29 protein-coding genes are annotated in these 26,324 nt (G+C 40.4%); 10 read left to right on the top strand and 19 right to left on the bottom strand.

Features of this window, described 5'->3' with window-relative positions; all coding sequences use genetic code 11:
- Nucleotides 1–4 precede the first annotated feature (4 nt).
- Entirely contained in the window at nt 5–208 is a 204-nt protein-coding gene (locus KME09_13435) for a hypothetical protein (GenBank protein MBW4534932.1), read from the bottom strand.
- Between the two features lie 289 nt (nt 209–497).
- Between KME09_13435 and KME09_13430 the strand changes: the two genes are divergently transcribed.
- On the top strand, nt 498–686 hold the full coding sequence (locus KME09_13430; protein ID MBW4534931.1) for a hypothetical protein: 189 nt from the start codon (nt 498–500) through the stop codon (nt 684–686).
- Nucleotides 687–837: 151 nt separating this feature from the next.
- Here KME09_13430 and KME09_13425 read toward each other — a convergent pair whose 3' ends face one another.
- Together KME09_13425 and dut are read right to left on the bottom strand one after the other, a co-directional pair.
- Nucleotides 838–2,115, bottom strand: a complete 1,278-nt coding sequence (locus KME09_13425; GenBank protein MBW4534930.1) for a glycosyltransferase family 1 protein — start codon at nt 2,113–2,115, stop codon at nt 838–840.
- 358 nt (nt 2,116–2,473) lie between these two features.
- Nucleotides 2,474–2,905, bottom strand: coding sequence for a dUTP diphosphatase (dut, locus tag KME09_13420; protein ID MBW4534929.1), 432 nt, complete (start codon nt 2,903–2,905; stop codon nt 2,474–2,476).
- A 62-nt stretch (nt 2,906–2,967) separates the two neighbouring features.
- Here dut and KME09_13415 point away from each other — a divergent pair, with 62 nt between their 5' ends.
- From KME09_13415 to KME09_13400, 4 genes are all read left to right on the top strand, one after another.
- Nucleotides 2,968–3,384 carry a hypothetical protein gene (locus KME09_13415; GenBank protein ID MBW4534928.1) on the top strand — a complete coding sequence of 139 codons (417 nt, stop codon included), beginning with the start codon at nt 2,968–2,970 and terminating at the stop codon, nt 3,382–3,384.
- A gap of 422 nt (nt 3,385–3,806) precedes the next feature.
- Nucleotides 3,807–4,094, top strand: coding sequence for a hypothetical protein (locus tag KME09_13410; GenBank protein ID MBW4534927.1), 288 nt, complete (start codon nt 3,807–3,809; stop codon nt 4,092–4,094).
- A 96-nt stretch (nt 4,095–4,190) separates the two neighbouring features.
- A complete protein-coding gene (locus KME09_13405) occupies nt 4,191–4,373 on the top strand; it encodes a hypothetical protein (GenBank protein ID MBW4534926.1) in 183 nt (60 codons plus the stop codon).
- Between the two features lie 225 nt (nt 4,374–4,598).
- Nucleotides 4,599–4,778 carry a Txe/YoeB family addiction module toxin gene (locus KME09_13400; protein MBW4534925.1) on the top strand — a complete coding sequence of 60 codons (180 nt, stop codon included), beginning with the start codon at nt 4,599–4,601 and terminating at the stop codon, nt 4,776–4,778.
- A gap of 47 nt (nt 4,779–4,825) precedes the next feature.
- Here KME09_13400 and KME09_13395 read toward each other — a convergent pair whose 3' ends face one another.
- The 3 genes from KME09_13395 to KME09_13385 form a co-directional block, all read right to left on the bottom strand.
- Complete coding sequence (locus tag KME09_13395) at nt 4,826–6,184, bottom strand: TrpB-like pyridoxal phosphate-dependent enzyme (GenBank protein MBW4534924.1); 1,359 nt, start codon at nt 6,182–6,184, stop codon at nt 4,826–4,828.
- Nucleotides 6,185–6,479: 295 nt separating this feature from the next.
- Nucleotides 6,480–7,427 (bottom strand): class A beta-lactamase-related serine hydrolase, encoded by a 948-nt coding sequence (locus KME09_13390; GenBank protein ID MBW4534923.1) that lies wholly within the window; start codon nt 7,425–7,427, stop codon nt 6,480–6,482.
- 700 nt (nt 7,428–8,127) lie between these two features.
- A complete protein-coding gene (locus KME09_13385) occupies nt 8,128–8,907 on the bottom strand; it encodes an RNA methyltransferase (protein MBW4534922.1) in 780 nt (259 codons plus the stop codon).
- Nucleotides 8,908–8,966: 59 nt separating this feature from the next.
- Between KME09_13385 and KME09_13380 the strand changes: the two genes are divergently transcribed.
- Nucleotides 8,967–9,128, top strand: coding sequence for a DUF2256 domain-containing protein (locus KME09_13380; GenBank protein MBW4534921.1), 162 nt, complete (start codon nt 8,967–8,969; stop codon nt 9,126–9,128).
- A gap of 53 nt (nt 9,129–9,181) precedes the next feature.
- Entirely contained in the window at nt 9,182–10,132 is a 951-nt protein-coding gene (locus KME09_13375; protein ID MBW4534920.1) for an isoaspartyl peptidase/L-asparaginase, read from the top strand.
- Nucleotides 10,133–10,150: 18 nt separating this feature from the next.
- Here the strand turns inward: KME09_13375 and KME09_13370 are convergent, their stop codons facing one another.
- The 9 genes from KME09_13370 to KME09_13330 form a co-directional block, all read right to left on the bottom strand.
- Nucleotides 10,151–10,498 carry a DUF3082 domain-containing protein gene (locus KME09_13370; protein MBW4534919.1) on the bottom strand — a complete coding sequence of 116 codons (348 nt, stop codon included), beginning with the start codon at nt 10,496–10,498 and terminating at the stop codon, nt 10,151–10,153.
- A 43-nt stretch (nt 10,499–10,541) separates the two neighbouring features.
- Nucleotides 10,542–11,600 (bottom strand): 3-deoxy-7-phosphoheptulonate synthase, encoded by a 1,059-nt coding sequence (gene aroF, locus KME09_13365; GenBank protein MBW4534918.1) that lies wholly within the window; start codon nt 11,598–11,600, stop codon nt 10,542–10,544.
- A gap of 59 nt (nt 11,601–11,659) precedes the next feature.
- On the bottom strand, nt 11,660–11,917 hold the full coding sequence (locus KME09_13360) for a GNAT family N-acetyltransferase (protein MBW4534917.1): 258 nt from the start codon (nt 11,915–11,917) through the stop codon (nt 11,660–11,662).
- Between the two features lie 10 nt (nt 11,918–11,927).
- Nucleotides 11,928–12,116 carry a DUF29 domain-containing protein gene (locus KME09_13355; GenBank protein ID MBW4534916.1) on the bottom strand — a complete coding sequence of 63 codons (189 nt, stop codon included), beginning with the start codon at nt 12,114–12,116 and terminating at the stop codon, nt 11,928–11,930.
- An 85-nt stretch (nt 12,117–12,201) separates the two neighbouring features.
- Entirely contained in the window at nt 12,202–12,669 is a 468-nt protein-coding gene (locus KME09_13350; protein ID MBW4534915.1) for a PAM68 family protein, read from the bottom strand.
- 12 nt (nt 12,670–12,681) lie between these two features.
- Nucleotides 12,682–12,951 (bottom strand): 30S ribosomal protein S15, encoded by a 270-nt coding sequence (gene rpsO, locus KME09_13345; GenBank protein MBW4534914.1) that lies wholly within the window; start codon nt 12,949–12,951, stop codon nt 12,682–12,684.
- An 80-nt stretch (nt 12,952–13,031) separates the two neighbouring features.
- Nucleotides 13,032–13,808 carry a peptidylprolyl isomerase gene (locus KME09_13340; protein MBW4534913.1) on the bottom strand — a complete coding sequence of 259 codons (777 nt, stop codon included), beginning with the start codon at nt 13,806–13,808 and terminating at the stop codon, nt 13,032–13,034.
- Between the two features lie 40 nt (nt 13,809–13,848).
- A complete protein-coding gene (locus tag KME09_13335; protein MBW4534912.1) occupies nt 13,849–15,852 on the bottom strand; it encodes a response regulator in 2,004 nt (667 codons plus the stop codon).
- A 31-nt stretch (nt 15,853–15,883) separates the two neighbouring features.
- Complete coding sequence (locus tag KME09_13330; protein MBW4534911.1) at nt 15,884–18,976, bottom strand: peptidase domain-containing ABC transporter; 3,093 nt, start codon at nt 18,974–18,976, stop codon at nt 15,884–15,886.
- Between the two features lie 655 nt (nt 18,977–19,631).
- On the opposite strand from KME09_13330, the gene KME09_13325 reads away from it, so the two are divergent.
- Nucleotides 19,632–19,874, top strand: coding sequence for a hypothetical protein (locus KME09_13325; GenBank protein ID MBW4534910.1), 243 nt, complete (start codon nt 19,632–19,634; stop codon nt 19,872–19,874).
- A gap of 226 nt (nt 19,875–20,100) precedes the next feature.
- Entirely contained in the window at nt 20,101–20,370 is a 270-nt protein-coding gene (locus KME09_13320) for a hypothetical protein (protein MBW4534909.1), read from the top strand.
- 195 nt (nt 20,371–20,565) lie between these two features.
- Here KME09_13320 and obgE read toward each other — a convergent pair whose 3' ends face one another.
- The 4 genes from obgE to KME09_13300 all read right to left on the bottom strand — a co-directional run bounded on the left by obgE (nt 20,566) and on the right by KME09_13300 (nt 23,524).
- Nucleotides 20,566–21,576 carry a GTPase ObgE gene (gene obgE, locus KME09_13315; protein MBW4534908.1) on the bottom strand — a complete coding sequence of 337 codons (1,011 nt, stop codon included), beginning with the start codon at nt 21,574–21,576 and terminating at the stop codon, nt 20,566–20,568.
- Nucleotides 21,577–21,741: 165 nt separating this feature from the next.
- Complete coding sequence (locus KME09_13310; GenBank protein MBW4534907.1) at nt 21,742–22,434, bottom strand: nitrogenase; 693 nt, start codon at nt 22,432–22,434, stop codon at nt 21,742–21,744.
- Nucleotides 22,435–22,808: 374 nt separating this feature from the next.
- Nucleotides 22,809–23,111, bottom strand: a complete 303-nt coding sequence (locus KME09_13305; GenBank protein ID MBW4534906.1) for a DUF2973 domain-containing protein — start codon at nt 23,109–23,111, stop codon at nt 22,809–22,811.
- Between the two features lie 89 nt (nt 23,112–23,200).
- On the bottom strand, nt 23,201–23,524 hold the full coding sequence (locus KME09_13300; GenBank protein MBW4534905.1) for a DUF2605 domain-containing protein: 324 nt from the start codon (nt 23,522–23,524) through the stop codon (nt 23,201–23,203).
- Between the two features lie 173 nt (nt 23,525–23,697).
- Between KME09_13300 and thrS the strand changes: the two genes are divergently transcribed.
- Nucleotides 23,698–25,506 (top strand): threonine--tRNA ligase, encoded by a 1,809-nt coding sequence (gene thrS, locus KME09_13295; GenBank protein MBW4534904.1) that lies wholly within the window; start codon nt 23,698–23,700, stop codon nt 25,504–25,506.
- The last annotated feature ends 818 nt before the right edge of the window (nt 25,507–26,324 follow it).

Here is a 26,324-nt window from a genome sequence, read left to right as displayed (position 1 = left end):
CAAATCAAGGTCTTAACTTCATGTCATGGAAATACTGGCTCACTCCATAATGTTCCATTAAAACTGGGAGGCTTTGATTTGATAGACGATTTTCTAAAAAATAAATAATTTTTTGACAGGTATCAGGGCAACCAATAGTTGCAATTAGTTTACTATTAATAAAAATTCCCCAACGTCCATTTGTTAGTTGTTTGGAATGATATGACATCGGTTTCTTGAATTTGCTCCCTGTGTTCGGTTTTGTTAATTGGATAATCTAGAGTTTACTAAAATAACATTTTAGAATCAATAAAAATTAAGATTTTTTCTCTCAAATAAACACAATTAAAGAGAAACTTAAATAAATATGTAATTTAAGCAATATCTTGTCTTTTTATGCAGTGTATTGCATTTTGCCAGAAAAAATGTATTTTAAGGTACAAAATTGCCTAATTGCATGATTTCTATTTTTGGCACGTATTTAGTTGACAACTAAACAGCAAAAGAACTAGAGCCTTATGATGTTGCGTGAAGTGAAAGCCGAAATCATTGAACTGATAACTAATTTTGCCTTTGTCCGAAACTTATCACTAACTATGATGATTGTCATCGCCAGCTTGTATGGACTAGCAGAATTAAAAAGTCAAAATGCTCAGTTAAAGCTTGCCAACTTTACAACAGCCAAAGTAATTATTCACCGCCAATAAAAGCATCGCCCTAAAGGATATGCGTAGCGGTATACCACAAGGGTACAATGTGCTTTAGCACTAGCTTCGCGTCGCAGATATAAAAGGGAGATAAAGTATATCTCCCTAATAATTAAAGTATTTTGACAAATGTATGTTTTATCTGTTTGTATTAAACCGCAGCAGAAGCTAATAGTCCTAATTCTACCCACAGCTTGTTTAATTCAACCATGTACTGCTTGTCTAACTGGGTGGCTACACCTTTCCAGCTAAACTTGTCTTCAACTCTTTGTCTAGCATTTTCACCTAGCTCTTGACGCCATTCATCATCGGTTAAGATTGAATCGATTGCTTGAGCAAAAGCCACTTCATCTTGAGGTGGTACTAGCAAGCCTGTCTTATTATTATCTATGGAGAATTTTAATCCCCCTACATCAGATGCTACTACAGGAGTGCGCGAAGCCATTGCTTCAATTGCTACTAAACCAAAAGGTTCATAATGACTAGGAACAACGCAGATATCAGAAGCAGCGTAGTAGCAAGCTAAATCTTCATGCTGAACTCGACCAGCAAATTCAGTAATATCTTGAATACCTAGTTCTTCGACAAGTTCGGCAATTCGGTCTCTCTCAATACCGTCTTTTTCTCCTGGAGTACTACCACCAACGAGCATCAATTTGACATTTTCGTGGCGTTTAACTTCATCTCTGGCGATCGCTCTTACTAGTGTTTCAATGCCTTTGCGCTCATCAAAACGCCCTGCGTACATTACTAGTTTAGCGTCCAAGTCAACACCAATCTTGGCTCGACCTGCTGCGCGATCGACGCTACCAAAGCAATCAATGTCAGTACCGCAAGGAATAACCATAATGTTACCTTTTTTCGATACTAGCGATCGCATATGTTCTTGTTCTTGGGGAGAAGTTGCGATAATCATGTCTGCATTTTCCAGACATTCTTTCTCTACCCGTAGACGAGTTTTAGCAATTAAAGGAATAGTATTAATTGAACGATATTTAACCGCTCCCAGTGAGTGATATGTATGCAGATGTTGTATGGATTGGCGTTGTTTGATTGCCATTCCCACCCATGCTGAGAGCCAGTAGTTAGTATGGACTATAGGATAAATAGTTTTTTGTTGATGCTGATAGTTAAAGAAAGCTTCAACAAATTCTGGTAAATAATTAAATATTTTTTGTCGAGCTACGAATTTCTCTGGGCCTGCCGTGAGGCGAATTGTCCGACAGTTTGAATTATGTTCTACAATTTTTGCTTGATTAGCATCACTACAGCGAGTAAACATATCTACCTGCCAACCTTGGCGAGATAATGCTTCTCCAACTTGTCTTACGTAAACGTTCTGTCCACCTGCTTCTTCCTTACCAATATCTACAGCGGGATCTCCATGAACGGAGATTAACGCAATTTTTCCTCGGCTTTTAGGTAACATGATTTTGGGAATTTTTTTATTTATCAAAGGCTTTAGCTTAATATACTTTAACAATATATCATAGCGCATCTTTCCTTCGTTATAGATATATTTGGTTATATATCTTTCCGTAGTTATAACTCTTTAGTCGGAGGTGCGCTGTATAACTTAATACTTTCTTAATATTTATCTATGATTCTTCAATATTCCACATAGCTATTAATTCGTTGCTGAATCTAGAATCTGTAAATAACCAAAAATACACTTTGCTTATGAATATAAATAATTTTTTCGTCGTAAATTAAGTATTTATCGTTAAAAGTTAAATACTTGATAGTAATTAACAAATTCTTGAATCGATCTATATTATTGAGAAATCTTATGTGTTGCCAGTGCTGCCAAAGCCTTTATTTGCTCTTGAAGTGCTATCTAAATCCTGTGTAACTATTACTTTGGTCTGAATAAATGAAGTGACAACCATTTGTGCTACCTTCATTCCTGGAATAATTTGAAATGGTTTTTTCCCATGATTAATTAAAATAATCCCTATTTCACCTCGGTATCCAGCATCAATTGTGCCAGGGGAATTTAAGACAGTAATTGAATGTTTTAATGCTAGTCCGCTACGAGGACGTATCTGAGCTTCATAGCCCATGGGAAGGGCGATCGCAATACCAGTTTTGATTAATTGAGCCTCACCTGGCAAGATCTCCTGTGGTTCAATCGCAAATAAGTCTAGCCCTGCATCCCCAGGATGAGCATAATGAGGGATGATTGCCGATTCGTGGAGTTGCTGAATTTTGAGTTCCATAGATTCTTGTCCTAAATGGTTAAACAGGTGTTTAAATAAAGATTTACGAGAGGAAATTAAACATGAACGCATCAGAGAGGGCTAAAAGTTTAGAACTTGCTACTAAAATTGCCTCTGTTGTGACCTTGTTTAAAGCACAATTTCCTGATGCCAAAGCAGATCTCAAGCCCTGGAAAAACGATCCAGACACTCGCGAGTTGGTCGATCCAGATTCAATTGATATTGGCTTTCATTTTCCTGGCTGGAGTAGACGTTATCAAAGCAATAGTATTTTAGTGCAGATCCGTTTCTACCAAGATCCCAGCGAACCAGTAGAGAAATTTATTGGCGTGGAAACCTGTGGCTTTAGTCATGTAGGTCAAGCTTGGAAATTTTCCACCATAGATAATTGGCAATGTGTTGGTCAATATCAACCCGCCCAGGATGCAGAAAAACAGCTCAAACTATTTTGTCGCCAAGTATTTGAGTTATTTAACTGACGTTACGCAAAAGCTATCATATTGAAATGGATATAAAGTTTTTGGAACTATATAGCGACTATATTATCAGCTCGTTTGGACAAGTAACAGCAACGGGATTGTCAAAAGCATTAGGCGGAAGTGTTAGTCATGTCAAAATAACCCGTTTTCTGTCAAAAAAGGACTTGGACTTCATTTGAGCTGTGGAAACTAGTAAAACCAGTCCTTTAGGACGACGCGTAGCTAGTCCTAAAGGATACACCTTCGGATATACCCTTGTCCTAAAGGATAAGCTTCGCAAATGGTATACCGCTTCGCATATAGTTAGAGAGCATGAAGTTGAAACATAAAATGAATCATTTTACTTTGAGAAATCGCATTTATATTACAGCTTTACAACAAGCTATGTCTGAACTGCATTTGCTCAAAAGTGCGTAACATCAGTGATTAAGTATGATTGTAGCTATATTAGAGAAGCGATCGCTTCAAACAAAAATGCTTCCAAGAAAGTAATAAAACAACTATTAATAACTAACAAAGAAAAAGAGTCAGAGGAAAAAATATATTCTCTAATTCTAGCGAATAACATTAATCCACCTCAAAAACTAGTAGATAAGGCGATTAACAACCAAGATCTATTGCGCAGTCTCATATCGAATAAAGATCTTGACTTAAAAATTTTAGACAATATATCTAATCTCACAAAAGATAAAATTGAACTTACCTCATGAAGGTTAGCAAGCAATAGTAACGCGATCGCTCAAAATTATAATACTCCCTTAAACATCATCCAAAAAATAATTAGCGCGTCATTACTCCGTTTACGAATGCGATCGCCTTTCTTTGCTACCATAGCTTTATTCGCTAAATTTATACCAACTCAAAGTATTTCGACTCCTGCAACAGACGGCAAAAATATCTTTTACAACAACGACTTTTGGCAATCCCTGACCTGTTTTATGGGTGGTTACTCCTGGCGGTTTAGATTTATCTCAGTTTCCGTTTGGTGAAACGGTACGGCTATTGTCTATTTAAGTTACCAAATTTTGCCATTGTAGCTAGTTGTTGAGCCGCACCTAAACTCAAGCCAAAACATAACGTACGATAAAGTTGTACAAGTAATCAAAAATAGATCGTGTTAAGTAAAGAAACCAGCTATTCCCAAGCTAGAGCTAATTTAGCCAGTATCTTAGATGAAGTAATAGACCAACAGCAGATAAAAGAAGGGAGATAAAATCTTGGATTTGGTTGCAGATATTTTAGACGGCGATCTTTTTAAAGGAATTGGCAAACCTGAACCTTTGAAATATATAGCTTTTGCTCTTTGGTCGCGTCGTCTAGATTTAGAACACCGTTTAGTTTACAAAGTAAAAGATAATCGAGTGTATTTTCTACAGGCTCGTTATCATTATTAACCAAGAAATTAGCCCCCGCTAGAGCAAAAAAATAGACTATGAGAGGTTTAACCAATAGAAGGTAATCCTGCTAGTGCCATTGCTACTTCTGCGGAACTGTATTCGGTGTTGATCAGTTTTCCCGCTTGATAGTCCATATATGCCTGCATATCAAAGTGTCCATGACCACAGAGATTAAACAAAATTACTTTGCTTGCACCCGCTTCTTTGCATTTGAGGGCTTCGTCGATCGCAGATTTGACAGCATGATTCGCTTCAGGGGCAGGTAGAATGCCTTCAGCACGAGCAAATGTTAGCCCAGCTGCAAAACAGCCTAATTGGTGTTCCGATCTTGGTTGCGTAAGTCCCAAAGCTACCACATGACTGATTAGCGGAGCCATACCGTGATAGCGTAAGCCTCCAGCATGAATGCCTTCTGGGACAAAAGTGCTACCTAGGGTGTGCATTTTCATTAATGGTGTCAAGTGCGCCGTATCGCCAAAATCATAGGCATATTGACCACGAGTGAGGGTTGGGCAAGCAGCAGGTTCGACGGCAATAATTTCAACTTCCCGCTCTCCTCTTAACTTGGCACCCAAAAACGGAAAAGCAATTCCCGCAAAGTTACTACCCCCGCCAGTGCAGCCGATTACCAGATCTGGATAATCACCCGCCATTTCCATCTGTGCTAAAGCCTCCTGTCCGATGACAGTTTGATGGAGAAGAACGTGATTGAGAACGCTGCCCAAAGCATAGTTACTCTGTCGATCCTGGGCAGCAATTTCAACGGCTTCACTAATAGCAATGCCTAAACTGCCTGTACTGTCGGGACTTGTTGCCAGAATCGCTCGTCCTGCTTCAGTTTCTTCACTAGGGCTAGAAACAACTCTCGCTCCATAGGCTTCCATAAAGGCACGACGATAGGGTTTTTGGTTATAGCTGACTTTTACCATATAGACCAGGACTTCCAAGTCGAATAGCGCACCTGCAAAAGCAAGTGCAGACCCCCACTGTCCTGCTCCAGTCTCTGTGATTAGTCGTTTGATACCCGCTTGTTTGTTGTAATAAGCCTGAGCAACAGCCGTGTTGGGTTTATGGCTGCCAGCAGGACTAACACCTTCATATTTATAGTAAATCTTGGCGGGAGTATCGAGGGCTTTCTCCAGTCGGCGCGCTCGATACAGAGGGGTAGGTCGCCATTGTTGATAAATGGATTGCACCTCGTCAGGAATCTCAATCCACCGTTCCTGACTCACTTCCTGTTCGATTAAGCTCATTGGAAAGAGGGGTGCTAAGTCAGCAGGCGAGATCGGTTGTCTAGTGCCAGGATGCAGAATCGGAGATAAAGGGGTGGGTAAATCTGCCTGGATATTGTACCAAGCACTAGGCATTTGGTTTTCTGAGAGGAGGTATTTAATTTCGTTCATTTGAATCTCTAGAGATCTGTTCTCAATAAGTTTGCACAATCTTTGATCGAATAGAAAGCGATCGCAACAACCTTTTATATCAAGTCCGCTTAATTACTTCTAATAAAATCTTTGCGACGCGAAGCTAGTCCTTTAGGGCCCCAACAGCGCGATTATTCAAGGCGAAATAAATTCGCCGAATCTCACGCTCAAACTAAGCGGGATAAAGGTCTTAGCGTCTTGGCGCGAGTTTTAATTGGAATTGTTTCAACGGACTTCATATTACACCTTAAAGATCAAAAGCTGGAATTAGCTCTTAGCGTTTTTGATTCTCTGTTAAACTAAATTTAGTAGTTTGGGGCTTTTTGAAGTATTGATAAACAGTACCAGATGCCTTTTGAATAAATTCTTTTGCTAGGGGAGAATTATCGGGACGCTTGACCAAAACAGAGGCAATATAGCGTTTACCATTAGGCATATCAATAATTCCCACATCACCTAAAACAGACTTGATATCTCCTGTTTTATGGGCAATGATTGCCCCTGATTCTAAACCTTCGGGGAGCAAAGTATTGGTAACGATGTTGCGCATAATATACAACATGCGATCGCGCGATCGCAAAGAAATTAAGTTTCCGCCATCAATTTTGACTAATAGATTACCCAGATCTGCTGAAGTTGTGGTGTTAGTTCCTGTTAAATCTGGCAGTGGGTTATGTAACCTGGTAGCCACCAATCCCATCTTGTTAAATCGTTGGTTTAATTGATCCATGCCACCCAAACGTTTGATCAGCATGTTGGTGGCGGTATTATCACTAATGGTCATCATCTGTTCCGCAGTTTCCAGAGCCGAAAACTTACTATTGGGTGGCTCATACTGCATACCACCAGAACCACCAGCAATGACATCTTTGCTCATAATTAACTCTTCTGCCAGGTTAATTTTTCCCCGATCTACATCTTGAAAGAAAGCAACGAGGATCGGTAATTTAATTGTGCTGGCAGCGGGAAGTGCTAATTTACTATTAATACTGACAAAACCTTTGGTGTCTAAATCTACGAAGAATAATTCTGGCTGAAGATCGGGATATTGAGTGGCTAATTGTTCCAGTTGAGATTTGAGGGTAGTAATTTCTTTGCCTAAAGAGGCGATCGCAAATAAACTATCTAGTTTGGCTTTGTGTTCGCGATTTACCTTTACTTTAATGGTGGAATTAGGCGCTTTTTGTAATTCAGTCGCCTGAAAAGAGCTTGCCATCGACATCAAAGAGCCAAAAATAGTGCTGAGTCCAATCGTAATAGTTAGGACATAGGTAGCCAATTTTAAAGTTTTGGGAGATTTTGTAGTTCGACTATTGGTCGCTTTTTTGGGACGACGATTAGAACTTGATTTTGCAGTTAAGTTTTGTTTCGAGCGAGAATTATTTTTAACTCGCTTTGGTTTAGACTCGCTGGGTTTTTTGGCTGTGGCAGAATTGCCTAACAAACTAGGTTTAGATTTGGGATTAACTTTAACACCCTTAGCTCTGGTAAGAGAAGACTTTTTGCCTTTGCGATTCACTCTCAACTCCTGGAAAACAACTACATATTATGGAAGCAAGCAACTAGTTCATTTCCATTGACCCTCAAGGAAAATGGCGCTTAATCATACTCTATTGATGAGAAATATAGTCAATCTTGACCGAAAGTGGCTTTAATCTCTGCCAGTAAAGCAGTTTAATCCTATCTCATCACCATCGAACAGAACCTAATTTAAAAGTTAAAACTAAAATTTCTGCCACTTCTCCATCACTCTGATTGACAACGAGCAATATTAAAGAGAGCATCAACTATTCAGCGTTGATTGTTCATCGATCAACAGTATGTAGTTTTGTCCCATAATTTACACTGGTAAATTTACGGATTTTTTCCCCTAGGCTGTGTGTATGTTGAGAAATTTTGAGCAATTTCAGCAATATGAATAGTCAATTCTCAGAGAGTTTTACTTGATTTTGATTTGCCCAACGAATTTGACGTAAAATTCCCCGCAGCATCGCCACTTCTTCAGGCTGTAGATTGGCTTTGTTATAAAGGCGACGAAACTTTTCCATCTTGACAGCGACAGTATGAGGATACAAATAGCCAATTTCAAGTAACATTGCCTCTAAATCTTGATAATATCCTTCCAAGACTTCAATCGTCGCATTATTGGGCATAGGTGCGATCGCTGGCGAAGAGGCAACTGGTTCGGGAATTTGACCTCTACTCATTTCTAGCCAACTTTGATAAAGCTGATAAACGCAAATTGTCACTGCCTGAGCTAAATTCAAGGAGGGATAATCAGGATTAGACTCAATACAGATAAATCTTTGAGCATGTTTGAGTTCATCATTACTTAACCCCCGATCTTCAGCGCCAAATAATAAGGCTGATTGAATATTAGGCACGAGTAATCCAGTCAGTACTGTTGCGGGGGATTCCAGCAGAATCGGTACACTGCGGGAACGTACGGTAGTGGCGATCGCCTGCTGACAGCCTGCTAAAGCAATCGGGATACTCTCTACAATCTGCGCCGTTTCTAAGACATCTACCGCATGTACCGCCATTTGTCTGGCTTCATCAGATTCGAGATCGCACCTGGGATTAACCAATACCAGGTTAGTCAACCCCATGTTTTTCATAATTCTGGCGATCGAACCCACGTTCAACTCTCCCGCAGGTTCAACCAGCACAATCCTAATATTTGCCAACAAGTTTTGCTTCATATGTCTAAATTATCAATTAATGAGGAATAATAAAACTGTGCTTCTTATCCTGGCAAAACATGGCAAACCAGCGCAAAAAATCAGATCTTCCGACTAAAATTTGTCCTGTATGCGATCGCCCTTTTACTTGGCGTAAAAAATGGGAAAAATGCTGGGATGATGTTAAATACTGTAGCGATCGCTGTCGTCGTCGCAAACAGTCTGCTAACAGTGAATCATAATTGACACTGTTAACGCCTAAAAATATTAGTCATATCACTATCTTCATCACATTATGTCTGCTAATCAAGTACAACCCAAACTGATCATTCACGGTGGCGCAGGAGGACATATTAAAAGCGAACAGGGAGAGGCTAAAGTTCGCCAGGCTCTTCACAATGTTGTAGCAGAAGTCTACGATCTACTTACTCATGGTAGCAGCGCAGTCGATGCTGTGGTGTTGGGTTGTCAACTACTGGAAAACCAGCCAACTTTTAATGCTGGTACGGGTTCAGTCTTGCAGTCTGATGGTCAGATTCGCATGAGTGCTGCCCTGATGGATGGTGCAAAACAGCGTTTTAGTGGCATTATTAACGTCTCTCGCGTTAGACATCCCATCGAACTAGCCCAATATTTACAGGGAGAAGACGATCGCGTTCTGTCAGACTATGGCTCGAAAGAGCTACTGCGAGAATTAAATGTCCCGATCTACGATCCTTTAGTGGAAATTCGCCTCCAAGAATGGATACAGGAAAGAGATGAGAATTTTGATAAAAATATGGCAGGAGTTGTTGCTGAAGAAGCTTTGATTCACGAACCCCGTAAAGGTACGATCGGCGTAGTAGCATTAGATAGCTTAGGTAAAGTCTGTGCAGGGACTTCTACTGGTGGTAAAGGTTTAGAAAGAATTGGTCGAGTCAGCGATTCAGCAATGCCCGCAGGTAACTACGCTGATGCTGCTGCTGGAGTAAGCTGTACAGGGATCGGCGAAGATATCATGGATGAATGTCTAGCTGCCAAAATTGTCATTCGCGTTACCGATGGGATGTCCTTACCAGAAGCTATGCAAAAATCTATGACTGAATCTCGTAGTCGTAAACGAGACTTAGGCGCGATCGCGATCGCTGCTGACGGAACTATTTGCTGGGGTAAAACTAGCGAGGTAATTTTAGCGGCTTATCATGATGGTCAAGCAATTGGCGATACGATTAACTGGAATAACCAAGATTTAATTGGCTACTCTTAATCACTGATTTTAGGCAAGTTAAGCCTTTTTGAAACTTTGTACCATTAGTTGAATTCCTAGTAAAAATAAGCCAATCGTTACCATGGCAAAGACTCCTGTAGCCAAAGCCACAACTCCCATTACCAATGTTCTGACGGCGGAAGTTATATTAATTACGATCGGATTGTGGGAAGTTACTGCCTTCGTCGCATAAGTTTGCACTATTGAACTAAATAGTGAATAGGAAGCAAAGGCGAGTACTCCAGAAATGCAAGAAGCAAAGAAACAGCGTAATGGTGTCGTTGTTTCTGTTGTTTTGTCTAAAGAGACATCTGTTTTTGGATCACTAACGGCAGAATCAGAATCATTAGGGGTTTCATTGTTCATTGTTCATTGTTCATTGTTCATTGTTGAATATTATCCCCTAGCTTTAGCCTATCGTTACAGGAGATTCAGCCCAGCGACCAACGGCTTGACCAATAACGCTCAATTCTTGCATCAAGTTAGCAAAACCCTCAAAAGTTTGGGATTGAGGGCCATCTGATAGAGCTTTAGCAGGGTTGGGGTGGACTTCAATCATGAGTGAATCTGCCCCTGCTGCGATCGCTGCTTTAGCCATTGGGGGAACGAATTTTGCCACTCCGACACCGTGACTGGGATCGATCGCGATCGGTAAATGAGTCAAGGAGCGTAATACTGGTATGACTGCTAGATCTAAAGTGTTGCGCACATATTGGCTATCAAAAGTGCGGATACCACGTTCGCATAAAATTACGTTGGAATTACCCGCAGCTAAAATATATTCTGCTGCCATTAACAGATCGTCAATAGTAGCTGACATGCCCCGTTTGAGAAACACTGGTTTGTCTTGCGCGCCAACTTTTTTAAGTAAGGGGAAATTCTGCATATTTCTCGCCCCTACCTGCACAATATCAGCAACCTCTGCTACTTTATCCACATCAGCAGTATCCATTACTTCGGTGATAATGCCCAAACCGCTAGCATCCCGCGCAGCAGCTAATAATTCTAAAGCACTTTCTCCATGACCTTGAAAAGAATAGGGACTCGTGCGAGGCTTATAAGCACCACCTCTAAGAAAGCTGGCTCCAGCAGCCTTAACTGCCTTGGCTGTCTCAATGATCATCCCTTCGTTTTCGACCGAACAAGGCCCTGCAATCACAACTACAGGATGATTGATGCCAAAGGTAACATCCCCGTTGGGAGTTGGCACCACTACTTTACTATGTTCACCGTTACGATATTCTAAACTAGTTTTTTTGTAAGGCTTTTCAACTCGCAAGACGTTTTCGATCCAAGGACTAATTTCTTGTAGCAGTAAAGGATCTAAAGATGCAGTATCGCCAACTAACCCCATAACAATTTTGTGCTTGCCGATGATCTTCTCTGGAGTTAATCCCCAATCCTGTAATTCCTCTTCTATTCTCTGAATTTCTTGCTCAGGAGAACCGACTTTCATTACTACAATCATGAATTAACAACCCCAATTTATCGACTAAATGACCCTATCAGTAATATTAGTAAATTTTTTTACCAAATGGATGATCGGCGATCGCCCATTAGCTTTTTCATCATAAACACGCTATTGGGATCGTCGATATATTCAGCAAAATGATTTCGATACTCAAACCCATAAAGTGCATATAAGGCGCGTGCGGGAGCAAACTCAGGCGAAGCACCTGTTTCCAAATTTAGACAGTTATAACCACGTCTTTGAGCTTCTTCGATGATGTGTTCGAGAATTTTTGAGGCGACTCCTCGACGACGGTGAGCTTTAGCAGTACGCATTGATTTTATTTCACCACTGAAAGATATGTTCTATTAAACGATTCAGATAGCTTCGTAAAGCCCTTTTTTGACTCGCTCCTATATCTTCAATTTCTTCTAGGAGATTGTCCCAATCCATATTGCTAACATCTCGGTTTTTAATCGCGATCGCTATTTCTTTGAGCCAAAGGTTAAAATCTTGTTTATATAACTGATTCATTAGTTAGTGAATTAACCTCCCGATCTCTAGTATTAGATTGCGATCGCTTTAATTACTTCGTTGAGAGCGTGTAATACCCTTTAAGTTAACTGTCCGCCTTTTTTGAGGCTTTCCAAGCGTCTCTTGTTCTTCCCAGGTTAACTTTAAATTCGTCACCCCCCAAGCTGCTACCAACGCGCTCTTCATCCCAAGAAGCGGAAAACAGACCATAGCTCAAGCCTAGAACTCCTAGACCCAAAAAGCCAAAGGAGACGGCAAAAGCAGCATAAGGAGGTAATTCGACAACTTCGTTTACCTTAAGCCAGTAAAAAACCAACAAAGACAACATTCCCAAGGCTGAAGGAATCCCACAGAATATCGCCATGCGCCGTCCCATACGCTTACTCACGACATCTGGGATCGCCGACAGGTTAGAGTTAGGACGAGAATTTCTAGAAGTACCGTATCGCTTCGGTTTTACCGTGCTTACAGGAGTAGTTTTTTCGGGCTTTTCTTTTTTGTTATTGTTACGGGGTTCAAATGGTAAGCGACCCCGTTTAGAATCTGATGGCATAATGTCTAGTGATTAACGGCGAATGCCAAGACGAGCAATCAATTTTTGATAGCGCTCAAAATCTTGTTTTTGAATGTAGGCAAGAAGACCCTTACGACGGCCAATCATTTTTAGTAAACCTCTTCTGGAGGAATGGTCTTTTTTATTGGCTCTCAGGTGAGAAGTTAACTGATTAATTCTTTCGGTTAAAACGGCAATTTGTAGGTCAGCAGAACCAGTGTCGGTTTCATGAACTTGGTATTCTGCCATTAATTCTTGCTTGCGCTGTTGAGTCAGAGTCATAGTTAGTCTAGATTTGATTGTCTTGATATGTTTAAACTGCAAACTATTATATTATCATCGATTTTTTCAATATCGACTTATTAACTGGATGAGATTTCTGCCTGAGAAGGAACTTGACGTAATTCAGATTCAATTTCGATCGAGTACTGCAATAGCTGTTTTTCCAGCCAAGCAGCAAACAATTCAGTCAGAATTTGACCGCGTAACTGTTTGTCTAATTGTGGCTCGATAATTTCTTCAACTAAAATCAGATGAATATTTTGACCGATCGCAATTGGTTTGAGTACTTGAGGAGGAGTAGCAGCAAACACGGCAGCTGAAATTGCCGAATTTATAGCCTTACGGGAGATTATTCCTCGATAACCATATCGGCGACGCAAATCTGGTTCTTGAATGTATTGACGAGCAACCTCGACAAAACTAATTTCTTGTTCTTCGATCGCATAAAATACTTCAATTGCCGTATCGAAATCAGTAAACAGCACTTCGTACAAAACTGCTTGGGTATAATCTAGCTGACGTTCGTAGAAAAAAGCTTCGACACGATCGTCAAACAGATGCCGAACCAGTTTGGCAGAAACTATCGATTCGTAAATTAGTTTTTCAAAATCATCTCCTGTCAAATGATTTTTGTTGAGCCAATGCCAAGTTGTCTGTGGATCGTAAAGATCGTATTTGACGCGAAATTGATCGGCAGCTTGCTGTAATTCGCGATCGCTTACTACTATTCCCTCTGCTTGAACGGCGCGATCGATAATTTGATGACGGACGATTTCCTTCACTACTGAAGGTATTTGACATGATAAGATCAGGCGCTCAAGAATTTCGGCTGAGGAAATTTGCAGAGATTTTGACATAAACCAAAATAATCAAAAATAATATTGTATTTCGAGCCGACTAAAGTTCTAAACCGCCTTTTCTTAATTTTTGAAAAGGTTCTAAAAAGAAATCGATTAAGCGGCGTTGTCTAATCACAATTTCTGCGCTTGCTGTCTGACCTGGATTTATGGTAATTGGTTTACCCGCAGTGTTGATAGAGGCTTGGTCTAAAATTATTTCTAATTCAAAAAATTCAGCTTGCTGCTGCGTTGATTGCTGTTGGTCAGCGACTTTCGAGTCTGGAGAAATCCAACTAACGCGACCTTCAACTATGCCGTAATCTTGGAAGGGATAAGCATCGAGCTTAATTTTAGCAGGCAATCCCGTTTTCAAAAAAGCCGTTTGCGAACTTGGCATCTTTGCTCGCAACACTAAACTTGACTTGGAAGCATCCTGCTTAACCCCTTTAGCGATCGCTGCGACTGTATCTCCCGCCTGGACGGTAGTTCCCGCATTTTGAATGGGAAACTGAAAAATAGTTCCAGTTACGGGAGCTTTAATTGAGTATTGCTTTAACTCAAACTGGGAAGATTTCATTTGACTTGCCGTTTGCGCAATTTCTCCGTTGAGAGTCGCAATTTTTGCTTCTGTGTCTTTGAGTTTCTCTTGATTTTGTAAAAGAGCTAGATGATTTGTTTGCAAAAGAGAATTATAGTTGCCCTGTTCTTCTGACAAACGAAGTTTTGCTTGCTGGTTTCCAGCCGTTTGTTCTTCCAGCAAAGTCTGATAACTATTCTGTGCTTCTTTTAAACTAGATTTTGCTGTATCTAACTCCGCATTGGCTTTTGCTAGCTCTTGTTGCGCTTCATTGGCTAGTTGAGTTATTTCTAACAGGCGGTCTTGAGAAATTGCCCCATCTCGATAGACTTGACGGTAACGGGGAACTTTCTCTTTTGCCGAGCGTAAGCGAATTTGAGCCAACTCATAGACGGCTTGACTAGTTTCGATCGCTTTTTGGGCTTGCTCTAGACTAGCGCGCTTTTCTTGCTGTTGCGGATTAGATAAGGCTTGTAAAGATGCGATACTTTGCTCTGCCTGTTGTAGTTTGACTCGTTGTTCGATTATTTGGGCTTGATTTTGTCGTTTTTGCGAAATAATTCCCTGTAGATGTCGGTCTTTTAAGGATTTTAGTTGAATAAGTTGATTTTTTAGCCCTGCTAACTTTTCTCGCTGTTGCTGTAGTTGAGAAGTAACTGCTGCCGATTCGATCGCCAGTAATTCTTGTCCTGCTTTAACTTGTTGACCTTCTTTGACTCGAACCTCGGTTACTTTCCCACCTACGGCAGCGTCTATGGTCAGCGTTTTCTCTTTTGGTTCGATTTTGCCCCTAGCAGTACCCGTTTCATCTATGCGAGCCAATATAGTCCAAGGTATACCAATCGCTATAAAAATTAGCAATAGATACACCAAGCCTCTACTCCAAACGCGGGGAAATGTATTGAGCAATTCTTGAGTAGAACTGGAACAATTTGGCGCAGAAGGTAACTGGGTTTGTGTCGGCGATGATGAACTCGACTCAATTCCCACCAGCGCTGGGTCATTCTCTTGTCGCTCGGCAAAAGCTTTGGCTAATAATCCTGGACTAACCTGGTAATAACCTTTATTGACCAACCGAATTGACTTTCTCAGTTCTTCGCTAGGAGTATTTTTGAGTAAATATCCTGTGGCTCCAGCTTGCAAAGCATTATGTAAATGTTTGGCGTCGTCATAGCTGCTAAAAACCAAAACTTTACAGTCGGGAAATTTTTGCGCGATCATCTTGGTGGCAGTAATTCCATCGATCTTGGGCATTTCTAGATCCATGATCGCGACATCTGGCTGGAGGAATTCTACCTGTTGCACAGCCTCTTGACCATTACTAGCTGTACCGATGACTTTGAGATTTGATTCGGGATCGCCCATCAGGATTTTCTCGAGAAAAATGTGAGCAAAATGCTGATCGTCCACGATCAAAATCCGAATCTGTTCGGTAAGATTGGGTTTGGGTTCCAGGTGGGATATAGAAGAATTGTGATTGGTCATAGGTTATAGAGTAAGAATCAAGGGATTGATTTCAATGAGCGATTGTCATTTGTTGTTGCTCTAGATAATAATATTGACCGCGCTTCCTCATTAATTCAGCGTGAGAGCCGCTTTCTACTACAACACCGCGATCTAACACTAAGATTAAATCTGCATTTCTCACTGTAGAGAGACGATGAGCAATGACTATCGTGGTTCGATTGCGAGCAATAGTACTTAGGTTATTTTGAATGATGCGTTCTGATTCCGTGTCTAAATTGCTAGTAGCCTCATCAAAGATCAATAAGCGAGAATCCCCCAATAGGGCGCGAGCGATCGCAATTCTTTGTCTTTGTCCACCAGAGAGCATTCCGCCTCCTTCGCCAATTTGAGTCTCATAACCCATGGGTAATTCTTGAATAAAGTCATGAGCGCCTGCTTGTTGGGCAGCTTTAACGATCTCTTCTAAAGCGGCATCGGCACGACTCAAACTGATATTTTCGCGGATTGTACCGCCAAAGAGAAAAGTATCTTGATCGACAACGCCAATTTGCGATCGTAAAGAATGTAAAGCTAAACCATTCACGTCGTAGCCGTCGATTAGCACTTTACCCTCTAAGGGTGTATAAAAACCTAAAATCATTTTAGAGATTGTTGTTTTACCAGAACCGCTGCGACCAACTAATGCGACCATTTGCCCTGGAAATACTTCAAAAGAAATATTCTCCAGAATGTTAATGTCGCTTTGTGCTTGATAACGAAAGGTGACATTTTCAAACCGCACATGTCCCATCATTGGTGGTAGGGATTGGCGCAAATTATTTTGTAAATCTTCTTCTAAAGGAGAATCGATCACATCTTCAATTCGCTCGACAGCGATTAAAACTTCTTGTAGCTGGTTCCACAGCATTGTCAATCGATTAAAGGGGGAAATAACGTTACCCAGCAGCATGTTAAACGCTATTAGTTGTCCGATCGTCAACTCGTCGTGAATTACTTGCCAAGCGCCAAACCAGAGCAACCCAACAGTAATTAAAGTTTGAATTAGAGAGCTAACAATTTGTAAATTATTACTAATTAGTTGACCAGAAAAGTTTTTCCGAATCGACTCGCTAAATAATTCTTCCCAATTGGAACGGACTAGCTGCTCTACCGCCATTGATTTGATCGTCCGAATTCCCGTCAGGGATTGAATTAAATATTTGGTTTCTTGATTATAGGCATTAAAAATCTCGCGTGAAATTCTCTTTAAAAAAGGCGTAGCTACTAGTGCCATTAAAATAAAAAATGGGATAATTGCTACGACCATCAGACTCAATTTCCAGCTGTACCATAACATCAGCCCGAGATAAAGAAAAACTGTCAGTAAATCGAGAATAACTGTCAGAGCTTCGCCAGTTAAAAATCTTTGTATTTTACGATTTTCTTGAATTCGGGAGATAATATCTCCGACATAGCGAGACTCAAAAAATGATAAGGGCAGACGAAACGCGCGATCGACAAACCCCACAATCAGAGCGAGATCGACACGATTGGCGGTATGAGCTACTAAATACTGGCGTAACCCTGTCATGGCAATCCGAAACAAACCGAAGATCAGTAATCCAGAACCAATCGCCGTCAGGGTAATATCGCTGCGTTGCACCACGACTCGATCTAACAGCAGCTGAGTCAACAGTGGCACGATCAGCCCAAATATTTGAATGGCGATCGAAGCGATCGCAATTTCCCCAATAATGGTGCGATAGGGTTTAATTAACTCAAAATATCGCTCTAACGAAGTAGCAGTTTCTGGAGTTTTAGTGAGTAGTATCGTTGGTTGTAGCAGTAATGTATATCCAGTCCAGCCAGATTTAAATTCCGCGTGACTTAAACTACGCTGCCCAATTTCTGGGTCACATATGATTACTTGTTTGCGAGTTATTTTGTAAACTACGATATAGTGTCTGCCTTCCCAATGGGCGATCGCTGGTAGATCTTGCTGTGCCAAAATGTCGAGGCTCGCCGTTACCATTCGAGTTGTAAAGCCGATACTTTGAGCTGCAACAGCCAAACCATTTAAAGAAGCACCGTTACGATCTACCCCAGCTAAATCGCGTAAGCGGTTAACATTAAAACGTTTCCCCCAATAACGCCCGACCATGATTAGACAAGCTGCGCCACAGTCTGAGGCACTCTGTTGTAAAAAGAAAGGATAGCGTCGGCTGATTTGTTGCCATAAATGACTAACCTGTAAGCTAGGACTAGGAAAGTAAGCTTTACTAACAGTTTTTTGAGCTTTGGTTTTCGTCTTGGTTTTAGCTTGAGGCGATCGCATTTGCCCTATTACCGATTTGGTAATTGTTTTGACACTGCTTTCTGGCTCGATTGCTTCACCATCGAGATTGGCTGATCTCTGTTGTAGCGACTGCTCAAGAGCTAAGTCTGCATCTAGATCGCTGGCTGGCGTTGGTTTTTTGAGGGCAGATGCCTGACTTAAAGTATATAAATCGACGGGATTGGTGACCAACCATGCTCCAGTTTGTGGCAAGCTCTCAAGAGCATAAGTTTTTCCTGGGGTTAATTTTTGACCAGAAGAGTGCAATATTTCTCCCTGACGCAGCAACCACAACTGCTGTTTTTGCCAAACTGAGTCGGGGACAGTTCCAGGGGACAGTTGATGATTTTCCAGTAAAGGAAGGATTTCTAGTAAATTCTGAGTTTCTCGGCGATCGCCATGACCATTTTTGTAGTTAAGTAACAATAAATCTTGCAGCTTTGCCTGTGAATATAGATGCTCCCGTACTGCTGAATATTGTTCGATCACTGGTAATAGTACTTCAGCATTTACATAACAGAGTAAGGTGTTGCTGGAAGCTCTAATCGAATAAGGTTGAAAATCAGCATCGGCAAATAAGGTCAGTTCGCCAAATGATGTTCCTGGCGGTAACGAGATTACCAAGTTATTGTCGCGATCGATCACTCTTACTTTTCCTTGGAGAACTATACCTATTGTAGATTCTGCATCTTGCGATCTCCAAAATAATTGACCTTTTTCAGGCTCGAATAAGTCAACCCGATTGATAATTTTGGACAGCTCTGGCAAACAACCGCGTCCCAAGGTTTTAATCAGCCGATCTTCTAAGATTTTTCGTGAAACAACCATGCAATAGTTCTAAGCTCATGCTTTTTCGATTGAGAACATCATAAAATCTTTCGGGTCATTAAATATAATTTATTAGAATAAATAAAGATTAATTTTAATTTTTAGACTAAATTATTTGTTCTTATTGCTTTATTTTGCTATTTGATAAAATAATCTTAAAGAAATATTGAAGATTTTGGCTGTTAAAATATATTACATTAAATATAAATTACTATTAATTTTTGAAAATTATTTAAAGATTCAATTAATGATAAATTATTTAAATAGTCATCAAGCTTTTTATTTAAAGGCTTGAGAGCAATATTTTTTAAAATCTGGCGTTGTTAAGCGAATTGTATTTAAACAAAAATTAAATAATTAAATAGTGCTTTATGGTAACTTTCAACACCAATATTTAGGTAATTTTTAAAAATTTACGTATTTAAAAAAAAACTGTTGCGCGAAGTAGTTGTTATATGATATTGTCTGTTTTGTGATGTTGACAAGCATTGTAATCCACTCCATAAGTCAACATTCTGATTGTTTGATTTTGGTGTGAACAAATAAATATCAACCTTGTTCAACTTGTTCAAAAAGATATAGATCGAAACCAATAAATTACTTCTGCCTGTCAATATCATAAATTATCCCAATTTAAATTTACTGGAGAAGAATTGTGAAAATCAATATTTCTGAAATAGCAACTGAAAATGTACTTTCTGAAGTTAAATTTGCTGCGGCCAATGAAGTTATTGGTGGCGGTGGTGCTGGCATTAAATTTGACTTTATCTTTAAGGATGGTGGTGTAGGTGCTGCTAACGCTGATATCAGTTTTGACCTTATAGGTGAAACTGTCGATATAGATGAGCCTGCAAATCATTCAGCTTTATTGGCTGGGTCTTTGACAATGGGTGAGTAAGCCACAAGTTACTTTAGCAACTTAATTTGAACCTTACTTAGTTTTAGATAGTTGCATTTACTATCAGAATCTTGCTTAAGATTTTGATAGTAGATTTCTTCGCTCTTTTATTTAGATGCGACAAGTCTGCCAATTAGACGAATAGGTTGCAGACATTGCTTGGTGTAATGTGCGTGGCAAAATTCTGTATTCGTGTAAAGCTTAATCCATTAATAATAGTAGATAGATGGGATTATTAATTAAAAATATTGAACCAGAAGCAGTACTTAAGAATATAAACAGCTTTGAAGCTCAAACAGTAGTTGGCGGAAAATCTCAATATGCTTCTCTCCAAGGTGTTGCTTCTACACCTAATGGTTCTGCTTCATTTTCAATTACTGGTTTAAATGAGGGAGATAATCCCTATCTAAATGTTGAATTCAACGCCCAAGTCGTTGAAACAGAGGAAAGCATTGTTTCTAGTAGCAGCGCTTTTATTAGTGCAGGAAATTATTGACAGTTTACTTTTGTTAACTGCTAAAGTACCGATTCAAAATATCTGACATAAATTGGATTCGTAATATAGCAAATTTAAAATAATTGTGACTTAACGGGCATAGTTAGGCACAGAACTTTTTGCCTGACATGACCCATTTACTTGATTCAATAGCAATAGTAATTTGACGCACTGCTAAAAGCTGTCGGGAAAGAATTAGATCAACACGGATGCTGACTCGGCATCCAAAATTGTCCAGATCTTTTGCGTTAAGGTATCTAAGCCTGCACGAGTCACTGCGGAGACATGAAAAAGCGGCACCGAAGTTAATTCTTGTAGTTCAGAGGTAATGAATTCTAAAGTCTCATTATCTACCGCGTCAATCTTGTTAAAGGCAATAATTTGTGGTCGTTCGGGTAACCCGTGTCCGTAGGCTTCTAATTCCTGTTGAATCGTTTGATAGTCGGCAATGGGATTATCGGCTGTAGCGTCAATCAGATGCAACAAAACACGAGTTCGTTCGATATGCCGTAAAAAGTCATGACCCAAGCCAATTCCTTCAGATGCGCCCGAAATTAAGCCAGGAATGTCTGCAAATACAGTTCCATCTCCTGTGGGTTTACGCACCACGCCTAAATTGGGGACTAAGGTGGTAAACGGATAGTCTGCTACCTTGGGTTTAGCAGAAGACAAAGAAGATATTAAGGTTGATTTCCCAGCATTGGGTAAACCAATAATGCCCACTTCAGCAATGAGCTTTAATTCTAGACGTAAACGTTTGATTTCTCCTTCCAATCCTGGTAAGGCATATTCTGGAGCGCGATTGCTATTGCTTAAAAAATGCTTATTACCTAAACCGCCTTTACCGCCAGCAGCCACACAGAGGGTTTCCCCGTCCACGGTTAAATCGCCAATATATTCTCCCGTATCCGCATCTGTAATTAGAGTACCACAGGGAATTTCAATCAGGCGATCGCTTCCTTTAGCTCCCGTACAATTATTCGGGCCACCTTTTTTGCCGTCTTCTGCTTTAAAAATCCGAGCATAGCGAAAATCTAACAGAGTCTGGAGACGATTTGAGGCTACCAAAATTACCGATCCACCCCAGCCACCGTTTCCCCCAGCAGGGCCTCCCGCAGGAACATATTTTTCCCGACGGAATGCTACCATGCCATCACCACCCTTACCAGCGATTACTTCTACTTCTGCTAAATCGATAAACTGCATTGATTAGGCTCAAATAATTGATTACGGGAATTTAACTAGCTATTAGCTTTTAGCTTCTGGGTTAAAGTCTTCTCTTCTATCTTGAAAAGATGAAGAGTTTGAATTAATATAGTAGTCCAAATCTACTATTTAATTAGCTAAGAGCTAAGAGCTAAGAGCTAATGGCTATTGAACATATTTAGTCACATCTTCGCCACATTCATCAGCTAGATACGACAGGGAGCGAAAACGTAACATTGTAAACTGCTCGTACAGAGGATTAAGTTTGCAAAGAGGTGGAATATGAGCAACTTTACGTCCAAATAAATTTATATCTCGTTCAAAGGGACATTGAGGCGGAATTATTTTACAAATAAATTTAGCTAATCGGGGATCTTTCACTTCCATTCCTTCGAGCCAATCTTTAACAGGATGAAGTACATCGACATTTAATTTACATTGCTTGGATGGGGTTAAAGCAGCAGACGAATCACTCTCTACAGCAACTTCTGGTCGATAGAGATTATTTTCCAGAGATTTTAACGCCTCTACTTCAATCTCTAAGGCATCACTAAATTGATGTAGCAGTTCGTATTCAGATGTCGAATAAATTCCGTCAGCCACCGCGACTAAAACTGCTGTACGGAGAAAGTTTTCGGCTGTATCGGGTTCTTTACCTAATGTTGTCGCTAATTCTTCAGGAGTTATGCTTTCCAGACGATTTACCGCATTGATATCAACTAAATCTTGAGTTAATTGACCAATCAACTCTTGTTCTTCGGGAGTATAATGTCCATCCGCTAAAGCTATGGTGTACAAGCCTCTAAACCAAGCTACCATTTGGCGATCGCTGTAGGCTGATTCTATAATAGTAGTCATGAAAAGCTGTTGTTACTATGGGTTACCCAAAAATTTGTGTAAGAGAAAAATGAAATATCGATCTCGATCACCAGACAAAACCTGATGCCAAATCGACCATACCAATCATAGCGAAAACCAGAGGCAAAACTGTTTAAGATTGAAAAAATGCCCAGGAAAATCGTATCGCATCCCAGCCAAGATCATCTTATCTGCTATTTAACTTGTAGCGATCGCCCAGATTTTGTTATTTAATTTGTTATTTAAATTGTTACTTACAAAAGTTAAGTGAGGTACACAAAGCACCTTCACTATCAGACTGCCCAAACTAGAACACAATTAAATCCAGAATTAAATTAAAATGTTTTTTTTAAATAAAATATTTTCACCAAGTATTATTCTTCAGGATCGATAGTTTTATTAGGAGAGGCATCGTACAAGGCATTCAAACGCGATCGCGCATCATCTACAGAGACAGAACGCATTAACAGTAGTGGTTCTTCAATTATTTTGCCCTGCTCATCTAGCAATTCGGGATGAATTTGCTTGGATGAAGGCGTTCCTTGATGAGAACCATTGTACTGGGGAGGATAAAATTTCTGAGATTCTACGCTTAAAGTGACCAAACTACGAATCAGATTGCTAACTGCTAGTAGAGCAATTACCGTGAAAGCTAAAATGTAAATTAAATGCAACATATAAATTATTTTCCCTCATAAACTCATAACAATAATCTGCAAAAGGAATGATTTGAGTCTTTTTTACTGTTGTTTTAGATTTCGGAACTCTAATTTGGTAACTGCTTGTTTTCCCGCCATCTTTGGGCAACATCCCAACACTCAGCCACTAGTTGATGCCAGGGAAGCAACATCTTAGAGTCTATACCCGCTAATCCTTCAGTTGCTTGGAACAGCATTTTTACTGTCTGAACTTCTTGCTGACTGTGAACAATTCTGGCTAGTAATTCCGCTTGCTCTTGAGCTGTGAAGAAAGACATCTGTTCCGACTCTAACAAAGTGCGCGATCGCCCAAACCAATATTGAAAATCTTCTAGCAGCGGCTCTAAAACCGTTTTTAGTAGCTCCTTTTCAGTAGGTTGTTCGGTAGACATTAATTACTTTTATTTTAAAACTTGTTTATTATTCCAACATTAATCTTAGCGTTTTTTACAAAATTTAATATAACTATTATTTTTTTGATTCAGCAACGATTTTAATTTTGCAGAGCAATCCCGATCTAAAATGGGAAGGAAACGGTATTACTTGCGCCTTTAATAACTAGCCGATGCCTGAAGCAGAACCACAACAATCGATCAAATTACTCCGCACCAGTGAGTCCGAGTCATTACAGAAAATCCGCCACACCGCGTCTCACATCATGGCAATGGCGGTACAAAAGTTGTTCCCCAAGGCACAAGTGACGATTGGCCCCTGGACGGAAACTGGTTTTTATTATGATTTTGATAGTCCCGATCCTTTTACTGAGAAGGATTTGAAGCAAATTCGCAAGGAGATGATCAAGATTATTAACCGTCAACTGCCTGTAATCCGTGAAGAGGTCAGTCGAGAAGAGGCTAGAAGTCGAATTGAAGCCCAAAATGAACCCTATAAGTTGGAAATTCTCGATAGCATTCAAGAACCAATTACGATCTATCATTTGGGCGAACAGTGGTGGGATTTGTGTGCAGGGCCTCATCTAGAAAATACGGCGGAGATTGACCCGAAAGCGATCGCACTGGAAAGTGTTGCGGGGGCATACTGGCGCGGAGACGAGACTAAAGCTCAACTACAGCGGATCTACGGTACTGCTTGGGAAACTCCCGAACAGCTAGCAGAGTATCACCGCCGTAAAGAAGAGGCCTTAAAGCGCGACCATCGTAAGTTAGGGAAAGAACTAGGACTATTTATCTTTGCCGATGCGGTGGGTTCTGGTTTGCCCCTCTGGACACCTAAAGGGACTATTTTGCGATCGCAGTTGGAAGATTATCTCAAGCAAGAACAAATCAAGCGGGGTTATTCTCCTGTTGTCACTCCTCATCTAGGTAAAGTCGATCTGTTTAAGATTTCGGGACACTGGCAAAACTACAAAGAAGACATGTTCCCGATGATGGCAGAGAATGAGGCAGCAGCAGTAGCAGAACAGGGTTTTGTCCTCAAGCCGATGAACTGTCCTTTTCATATTCAAATCTATCAAAGTGAACTGCGATCTTATCGAGAGTTGCCCATACGCTATGCTGAGTTTGGTACAGTATATCGTTACGAACAGTCTGGAGAACTGGGTGGCTTGACTAGAGTGAGGGGCTTCACTGTGGATGATTCTCATTTATTTGTTACCCCTAAACAACTAGATGATGAGTTTTTGAAGGTGGTGGAGCTTATTTTAACTGTCTTCAAGAGTTTGCAACTGAAGAATTTCAAAGCTCGTCTTAGCTTCCGCGATCCAGAGTCGGATAAATATATTGGCTCTGATGATGCTTGGGATAAAGCCCAGAATGCGATCCGTCGAGCAGTGAAAAAAATGGACATGAACCATTTTGAAGGAATTGGCGAAGCAGCGTTTTATGGCCCAAAACTAGACTTTATTTTTGAAGACGCTTTAGGTCGAGAATGGCAGCTAGGGACAGTTCAAGTCGATTACAATTTACCTGAACGTTTTGAGCTAGAATATGTTGCCGAAGATGGTTCTCGTCAGCGTCCAATTATGATTCATCGTGCGCCCTTTGGCTCTTTGGAGCGGCTAATCGGCATCTTAATTGAAGAATATGCGGGAGACTTCCCTCTGTGGTTAGCGCCTGTTCAGGTGCGTTTATTGCCCGTTAGACCCGATCATTATGAATATGTTCAAGAAGTGGCAGCCAAAATGCGGGCAGCAGGCATTCGTGCCGAAGCTGATACCAATGGCGATCGCTTGGGTAAAATGGTGCGTAATGCTGAAAAACAAAAAATTCCTGTAATGTCCGTAGTTGGCGATCAAGAAGTAGCGGATCATACTTTGAGTATTCGGACACGTGCTTCAGGAGAATTAGGGGCGATCGCGATCGAGGAAGTGATTAATAAGCTAACTACAGCGATCTCAGAACACAGTCACTTTTAATTTGGCAACTTCAACTTATTGAGATGTTTAAAAGCGAGGTTAACCGCAACTTCGCTCTTAGCTAAAAATGATTAAAAAGCTAAGATTTTCTTAGAGAGTAGCGATCTATCGATCACCTACACTTAATATTTAATTGACACTTAGCTTGGCTAAAATATTTTACGGCATTTCGTTAGTTTTAAAGCACTACCACGATCTGATTTATCGATGACACATCATACCAATGGATTGCTGATAGGCATAATATCGTTACTTCGTTTTTGCGTTAAAAAGTCAAGCACTGTCGTAATTTTTAGTTTACTAGGGCTTAGTTTTAATATCCCCAGAGTTGATGCCGAAGAAAATATTTTGGTAATTCATGCTTACGATTCTGAGCTTGCTTCTACCAAGGAAAGTCAGTTGGCAATTGAACAGGGATTTGCCGAGATCGCCCCCCAGGATCATATATATCATGAGTTTCTTGACAACCAATATAATTTTAATGCCCAAGACGAACAGAAATTTGTCGAATATCTCGATCATAAATATCGGCGTGGCGGAATCGATCTGTTGATGGTTGTGGAAGAACCCAGTTTAGAATTTATGCTACGTCAGCATCAAGAGTTTTTTCCGCAAATTCCCGTAGTATTTTTGGGAATTGAAGAATTGAGCCAAGAAGTGTTAGATACTCACTGGTTAACAGGAGTTGTCGAAGATCGCTCGATTGTGGAAACAGTTTTAGAAGCCACCAGACAGACTTGGACAAATACCGCCCTGATTATTAACGACACCAGCGATCGAGGTAGAGCTAACCTAGAGGAAATTACAGAGATCAAAAA

Origin of the sequence: Pleurocapsa minor HA4230-MV1 (assembly GCA_019359095.1) — a bacterium.
GTDB lineage: Bacteria > Cyanobacteriota > Cyanobacteriia > Cyanobacteriales > Xenococcaceae > Waterburya > Waterburya minor.
This window is presented reverse-complemented; position numbering and strand designations above follow the sequence as displayed.